General features: G+C 62.9%; 5 protein-coding genes, 1 tRNA gene and 1 pseudogene. 6 read left to right on the top strand and 1 reads right to left on the bottom strand.

What is annotated here, in order from left to right; genetic code table 11:
• From A3OK_RS24235 to A3OK_RS0122135, 4 genes and pseudogenes are all read left to right on the top strand, one after another.
• A pseudogene (locus A3OK_RS24235) lies at positions 1-101 on the top strand (IS630 family transposase); the annotation flags it as partial.
• Between the two features lie 75 nt (positions 102-176).
• Positions 177-931, top strand: a protein-coding gene (locus A3OK_RS23810; protein WP_155912091.1) for an IS5 family transposase whose coding sequence is annotated in 2 segments (ribosomal slippage) — positions 177-506 and positions 509-931 — 753 coding nt in all. Because the reading frame shifts where the segments join, the coding sequence is not laid out codon by codon here.
• Positions 932-1,168: 237 nt separating this feature from the next.
• On the top strand, positions 1,169-2,260 hold the full coding sequence (locus tag A3OK_RS0122140) for an alkene reductase (RefSeq protein ID WP_019907084.1): 1,092 nt from the start codon (positions 1,169-1,171) through the stop codon (positions 2,258-2,260).
• Positions 2,261-2,565: 305 nt separating this feature from the next.
• On the top strand, positions 2,566-3,207 hold the full coding sequence (locus A3OK_RS0122135) for an HAD hydrolase-like protein (protein WP_026597545.1): 642 nt from the start codon (positions 2,566-2,568) through the stop codon (positions 3,205-3,207).
• Between the two features lie 1,232 nt (positions 3,208-4,439).
• Here the strand turns inward: A3OK_RS0122135 and A3OK_RS0122120 are convergent.
• A tRNA-Gln gene (locus A3OK_RS0122120) sits at positions 4,440-4,514 on the bottom strand.
• A gap of 89 nt (positions 4,515-4,603) precedes the next feature.
• On the opposite strand from A3OK_RS0122120, the gene A3OK_RS0122115 reads away from it, so the two are divergent.
• Positions 4,604-5,356 carry an SDR family oxidoreductase gene (locus A3OK_RS0122115; protein ID WP_019907080.1) on the top strand — a complete coding sequence of 251 codons (753 nt, stop codon included), beginning with the start codon at positions 4,604-4,606 and terminating at the stop codon, positions 5,354-5,356.
• Positions 5,357-5,460: 104 nt separating this feature from the next.
• Positions 5,461-7,098 carry a peptide chain release factor 3 gene (locus A3OK_RS0122110; protein WP_019907079.1) on the top strand — a complete coding sequence of 546 codons (1,638 nt, stop codon included), beginning with the start codon at positions 5,461-5,463 and terminating at the stop codon, positions 7,096-7,098.
• Positions 7,099-7,146: the final 48 nt, after the last annotated feature.

The raw sequence follows: 7,146 nt of genomic DNA, 5'->3' as shown, positions 1-7,146 counted from the left end.
CCGTCGAGGGTTTGTGGTCGGCCATCGGACGCCTCGTCGACACCGTCACACCTGACGAGTGCGCCAACTTCTTCGCCGCCGCAGGATACGAACCAGATTAAACCGAAAATGCTCTAGACCCATAAATTTGGCTTGGCGGGCGTGTCTGTGATTCCTTCCAGGTGAAGGAGGCGCCGATGGCCGAGTTTTGGTTGACCGACGAGCAGTTTGCGAAGATCGCTCCGCACCTGCCGACAGACACCCGGGGCAAGGAGCGTGTCGACGACCGACGCGTGATCAGCGGGATCATCCACGTGTTGAAGTCAGGTGGGCGTTGGACGGATGCCCCGCGGGAAATCTACGGCCCGAAGAAGACCCTCTACAATCGCTTCGTGCGTTGGGCGGCCAAGGGGGTCTGGGGTGATCTGTTCGAGACCCTGGCCCGTGCAGGTGGGCCACCTTCCCAGGTGCTGATCGACTCCTCGGCCGTGAAGGCGCATCGCTGCGCCTCCGGTGGAAAGGGGGGGAGCAAAGCCAAGCCATCGGCCGCTCGCGGGGTGGACGCACCACCAAGATCCACGCCCTCACCGACCGGTTCTGCCGCCCGCTCGCCTTCCTGCTGACGGGCGGACAGGTGGCGGACTGCAAGGCGGGAGCGCAACTCCTGGAGCGCGCGCCGGCGTGCCGGATCATGCTGGCCGACAAGGGCTACGACAGCGACGCCATCCGTCGTCAGATCGAGGCGACGGGAGCGGCACCCAACATCCCGCCCAAGTCCAACCGGCGATGGAAGCCGTGCTTCTCCCCCGTCCTGTACAAGGGCCGCAACGCCATCGAGCGCATGTTCGGACGCCTCAAGGACTTCCGCCGCATCGCCACGCGATACGACCGGTCGGCCACCAACTACCTGGCTGCCGTCTGCATCGCCGCTACCGTCAGCTACTGGTTATGAGTCCCGAGCCTAGTGGGAGAAGGGTCTGCGGAGAGTTCCGAGCAAGGACGAGTGCGAGCGGATCGGGGCGTAGGACGCAGCCAATATAAAACTCACGCGTGCGGCGCCGCACAGGCGGTGCCGCACCATCTCGCTGTGCCCCTGACGCTCATCCGTGCGGGACTTAACTACGGGCATCGACGACGTGGCCGGGATGGTCGCGCCGCCATGCCCGTATCACCGCCGAGAAAGAGCTTCATGCCTTCACTGAACGATCCGATCCGTATCGGCGCGATCGACGCCAAGAACCGCATCTTCATGGCTCCGCTCACGCGCGGCCGTGCCACCAGGGCTCATGTGCCGACCCCGATCATGGTCGAGTATTATGCCCAGCGCGCTGGTGCCGGCGTGATTCTCACCGAGGCCACCGGCATCAGCCAGGAAGGTCTCGGCTGGCCCTACGCACCGGGCATCTGGTCTGACGAGCAGGTCGAGGCCTGGAAACCCATCGTCGAGGCGGTGCACAAGGCGGGCGGCAAAATCGTCTGCCAGCTCTGGCATATGGGCCGCATCGTCCATCCGAGCCTCAACGGCGGCAAGGCCCCGATCTCCTCATCCGCGACCACCGCGCCGGATCAGGCCCATACCTATGAGGGCAAGCAGCCCTACACCGAGGCACGAGCCCTGCCGATCGAGGAGATCCCGCGTCTTTTGGCCGACTACGACCGTGCCGCTCGCAACGCCATCGCCGCCGGTTTCGACGGCGTGCAAATTCACGCGGCGAATGGCTACCTCATCGACCAGTTCCTGCGCGACAACACCAACCACCGCGACGACCGCTACGGTGGCTCCGTCGAGAACCGGATCCGTCTTCTGACGGAGATCACCCAGACCGTGTCCGATGCCATCGGTAAGGATCGCACCGGTGTCCGACTGTCGCCGAACGGCTTGATCCAGGGCGTAGACGATTCGAATCCAGATGCCTTGTTCGGTGCCGCCGCTGCCGCTCTCGGCAAGATCGGCATCGCCTTCCTCGAATTGCGCGAGCCCGGTCCGAACGGCACCTTCGGCAAGCCGAACCACCCCCCGGTCGCGCCCGTTATCAAACAGGCTTTCGGCGGCCCGCTGATCCTCAATTCCGATTACGACCCAGCCGCCGCCGAGGGCGCTCTCGCCGAGGGCAAGGCCGACGCCATCGCCTTCGGCCGGCCGTTCATCGCCAACCCGGATCTGCCGGAGCGCATCGCGGCGGACGCGCCGCTCAACAAGGACGTTCAGGCGACTTGGTACAGCCAGGGACCTGAGGGCTACGTCGATTATCCGACTCTCACCGAGTCGAAAGCGGCTTGATCGGCCAAGGTCGCCGGTGAGGAACCGGACACTGCTTCACGTTCGAAAGATCGGCCCGGGGGGTGATACCACCCCTCGGGCCGACGCCGTTTCGTCGATGTCGTGAAGACCATACGGAGGAGATGAATGCGTCGTCGCGATTGTCGACCTGCAGCGGGATTGCATCGTGCTTCGGACCGGGTAGGCACATCGTCACTCGCGCGGCGTGTCGGGATCGCCCAGGGTGCCTGTCCGATGATTCCTTGGGATATGCTCGCCGGCCTGCCGATGTCATCGAGTGCCTGGCGCTCAGTTCGTTCTCGGCCATGAGGTACGAGCCCTACCAGCTCGCCATCTTCGATTTCGATGGAACGCTGGCCGATACGTTTCCCTGGTTCTGCAGCGTCATCAACGACGTCGCTCGTCGCTATCGCTTCCGACAGATAGCGCCGGACGAGACCGATGTACTCCGTGGCCTCTCAGCCCGCGCCCTCATCCGAGAACTCGGTGTCTCGACATGGAAGCTGCCCTTCATCACCCGGCACATGCACGATCTCGCGGCTCGTGACATCGATGCGATCATGCTGTTTCCCGGCACAAGCGAGATGCTCCGGGCTCTCGATGAGGCCGGCATCACGCTCGCGATCGTCAGCTCGAACAGTGAGGCCAATGTCCGCCACGTGTTGGGGCCGTGCGCCGCCCGCTTCTGCCACTATGCCTGCGGCGCGTCGATGTTCGGCAAGGCCAAACGGTTGAAGGCGGTGATGCGAGAAGCCGGATCGACCGGACGTGTCATCTATATCGGCGACGAATTGCGGGATCACGACGCCGCGAAGGCGGCGATCTGCGATTTCGGGGCAGTATCCTGGGGGTATACGCGAAGGGATGCCCTCGCTGCCGCACAACCGGACCTGATCTTCGAGCATCCAAGCCAGATCGAAGAGGCGATTCGCCCGCAGCGCGCGTGAGGCTGTCGCTCCCGCGCATCACATCTGTATAAATGTACACTGTGAACAGGGAGATGGTCGCTCACGGATTGCCGAAGCCCACTACGACGCGCAAGCCTCCGCGAACGTCGGCGAGAGCGGGTGTACACGATGTCGGTTCAGGGTCCTTCCGATGTTTCGGACCAAGTCAGTCTCGGCCTTCTCAGCGAAGGAACGGGACGCCATCGTCCCGCGAGCAAACGGATCATCGAAAGCCTGACCGGTGGCTTGCGCACGGCTTTTCAGGTCGATGCCGAAACGAAGACATCCGAGGCATTCGCCGACCTCATCGCCCGCCTTCGCCAAGTGGAGGAAGGGCCGCGGTGACCTGATGGCGACTCGCGACCTGCACGAATAACCGCCGAACTTGCTTCGCGATGGCCGCACAGACCTGCTTCATATGCAGGAGCAGGGCGCGAGCGCCTGAAACTTCGAGACTGCCGGGCATCCGACGAATATCTCATCCGATGCTGAGGATACGTCAGACCATCAGTCCTGCATCAACTGTAGTACTTTCTGCCCACAGAGGCGGACGACGCCCAAAATGACGACCGGGACAAGCGCGATGGCGCCGATGGTCGGGCCGAGGAGAAACGAAAGGCCGACTCCGAGACCGGCTGTGAATGCTGCTGGCACCATGGCGAACTCGCAGATTGTTTTCGTTGGTTGGCGAAGCACCGGATGGATAGCCGCATTAAAGTGCCATAAAAAGAAAAAAGGGTCACTTTTTAATGCAGATTAACAAAAAACTCGGTCGAGATCATAGGAATGGGCGGTCAACACAGCGACAAAATGCCTATATTTCCCGAGTTGTTCGTCGCCCGATGGTGTCGAATTTCAGTCATCAAGATGCGGCCGCTCTCGGTTTCACGGATGCCACGGCAGCTAGGGATAAATGTCGCCAGCATATCTGCAATCTTGATTATGGCACCGGCATTTACGAGCGCTAATACTTCGTCGATGCTGCTCAAGATTTATCTATAATGCATTTTATTGGAATATAATCGACTAATAATATGTAGCTGAATATATAATTATGATTGTTAATTAAATTGTCTCATGGTTGAGATGTCTAGCAATATCCGTCGCCTTTATTGTGATTGCTTCACCATAACTGGCCGGAACCACGATCTTCGGCCATCAGATCACTTAAATCGGTTCGTTGCTCACGGTCTGGGCTTTCAGGCACATACCGACCGGAACATTTGCGTGGATGGCTGGGGCGGGAGGATTCGAACCTCCGGATGGCGGTACCAAAAACCGCTGCCTTACCACTTGGCGACGCCCCATCGACGCAAGGCCGCGCGTTGTCTAGACGCCGCGTCGGCCCGTTGCAACAGCCTGTTCGCGCGGATGGGTGTGGAAACAGGAGAGGCGGATGGCAGGACGCATCGCGATCGTCACGGGTGCAGGGTCCGGGATCGGGCGGGCGGTATCCCTCGGACTGGCGCAAGCCGGCTTCGCCCTCGCTCTCGCGGGCCGGCGGCGTGAGCCTCTCGATGAGGTCGCGGACGCGGTGCGGAAGCTTGGCGTCGAGGCATTGCCGGTGGAGACCGATGTCGGCGATGCCGCCGCCGTGATTCATCTATTCTCGGAAGTGAAGAGGCGGTTCGGTCGTCTCGACCTCCTGTTCAACAATGCCGGCCTGTTCGCGCCCTCCGTCCCGCTCGACGAACTCACCCTCGCCCAGTGGCAAGCGGTGGTGGATGCCAATCTTACGGGCGCTTTCCTCTGTACCCAGGGCGCCTTCCGGATGATGAAGGCCCAGAATCCGCGCGGCGGCCGCATCATCAACAACGGCTCGATCTCGGCTCAGGTGCCACGCCCGAACTCGGCTCCCTATACGGCTACGAAACACGCCATCACCGGATTGACCCGCTCGACCTCCCTCGATGGACGCGATCACGACATCGCCTGCGGGCAGATCGATATCGGCAATGCCGAGACCGACATGACGAAGCCGATGGCGGCCGGTATCCGGCAGCCTGACGGGTCGCTGAAGGTGGAGCCGGTGATGGATGCGCGTCACGTCGCGGATGCGGTGGTCTACATGGCCGGGCTGCCGCTCGACGCCAACGTGCAGTTCATGACCGTGATGGCGACGAAGATGCCCTATATCGGCAGGGGCTGAGGCCCCGCGCTTTCGTCCGGTGCCCGTTCGCATTACAGACGGGGCACGCGCCCGACCCGTACCGACAAGCCCGCCCCGGCGGACGAGAGAAGCAGCCGCCCGCGATGTTGATGCAGACCGAACCCAAGGACGTGACCGGAAAGGACACCGCCGACAAGGCGAAGGATCCCGTCGCCCGTCGCCGCACCTTCGCGATCATCTCGCACCCGGATGCCGGCAAGACGACCCTCACCGAAAAGCTGCTCCTGTTCGGCGGCGCGATCCAGCTCGCCGGCGAGGTCAAGGCCAAGCGCAACCGGGTCTCGACTCGCTCGGACTGGATGGGCATCGAGAAGGAGCGCGGCATCTCGGTGGTCACCTCAGTGATGACCTTCGAATACGGCGACTGCGTCTTCAACCTCCTCGACACGCCGGGCCACGAGGACTTCTCGGAGGATACCTACCGCACCCTGACAGCGGTGGATTCGGCCGTGATGGTGATCGACGCCGCGAAAGGCATCGAGGCGCGTACGCGAAAGCTGTTCGAGGTCTGCCGGCTGCGCGACATTCCGATCGTCACCTTCATCAACAAGCTCGACCGCGAGTCGCGCGATCCGTTCGAACTCCTCGACGAGATCGAGAAGACCCTCGCGCTGGACGTCGCGCCCGTCACCTGGCCGATCGGACGGGGCAGGAGCTTCGCCGGCACCTACGACCTCGGTAATGGCCGCGTGCGCCGGCTCGACGCGGCCGACGATGCCGGCACGGTGGCGGTGTCCGGTGTGGGCGATCCGCTCTTCGACCAGCTTCTCACGGAGGAGGGCGAGGTGGAAACATGGCGCGAGGAGGCGGAACTCGCCGAATCCGGCCTGAAGCGTTTCGACCTGGAGGCGTTTCGCGAAGGCCACCTCACGCCGGTCTTCTTCGGCTCGGCCCTGCGCAATTTCGGTGTTCGCGATCTCATCGACGGGCTCGCGCGTTTCGCGCCGCCGCCTCGCGGCCAGGATTGCGACAAGCGTCTCGTGGAGCCGACCGAGCCGAAGATGACGGGCTTCGTGTTCAAGATCCAGGCGAACATGGACCCCAACCACCGCGACCGCATCGCCTTCATGCGCGTCTGCTCGGGCAAGCTCAGCCGTGGCATGAAGGCGAAGCTCGTGCGCACGGGCAAGCCGATGTCGCTTTCGGCGCCGCAATTCTTCTTCGCGCAGGACCGCGCCATCGCCGACGAGGCCTTCGCGGGCGACGTCGTCGGCATCCCCAACCACGGGACCCTGCGCATCGGCGACACGCTCACCGAGGGAGAAGAGATCGTCTTCCGCGGCGTGCCGAGCTTCGCACCGGAGATCCTGCGCCGGATCAAGCTCACCGATGCGATGAAGGCGAAGAAGCTGCGGGAGGCGTTGCAGCAGATGGGCGAGGAGGGCGTGGTCCAGGTCTTCCGACCCCATGACGGATCGCAAGCCATCGTCGGCGTCGTCGGCGCGCTGCAGCTCGACGTGCTGAAGGAACGGCTTCAGGCCGAGTACGGCCTACCCATCGATTACGAGCCGACGCGCTTCTCGATCTGCCGATGGATCGAGGCGGATGCGGAAACCGACCTCGATTCTTTCATCGGCACGCATGGCTCGGCCATGGCGAGCGACCTCGACGGCGCGCCGGTCTTCATGGCGACCACGGCCTTCTCGCTGCGCTACGAGGAAGAGCGGGCGCCGAAGGTGCGGTTCACCGATATCAAGGATTACCAGAAGCGCGCAGTCTGAGCGGGGAGACGCTAGGATTCCGTCCTAGTAACGAAGCTACGCCGTCGG

The organism is Methylobacterium sp. 77, assembly GCF_000372825.1.
Classification (GTDB): Bacteria; Pseudomonadota; Alphaproteobacteria; order Rhizobiales; family Beijerinckiaceae; genus Methylobacterium.
This window is presented reverse-complemented; position numbering and strand designations above follow the sequence as displayed.

Coding starts and splice junctions, on each gene's coding strand:
- A3OK_RS0122115 (WP_019907080.1), top strand. CDS start 4,604: ATGGCAGGACGCATCGCGATCGTCACGGGTGCAGGGTCCGGGATCGGG.
- A3OK_RS0122135 (WP_026597545.1), top strand. CDS start 2,566: ATGAGGTACGAGCCCTACCAGCTCGCCATCTTCGATTTCGATGGAACG.
- A3OK_RS0122110 (WP_019907079.1), top strand. CDS start 5,461: ATGTTGATGCAGACCGAACCCAAGGACGTGACCGGAAAGGACACCGCC.
- A3OK_RS0122140 (WP_019907084.1), top strand. CDS start 1,169: ATGCCTTCACTGAACGATCCGATCCGTATCGGCGCGATCGACGCCAAG.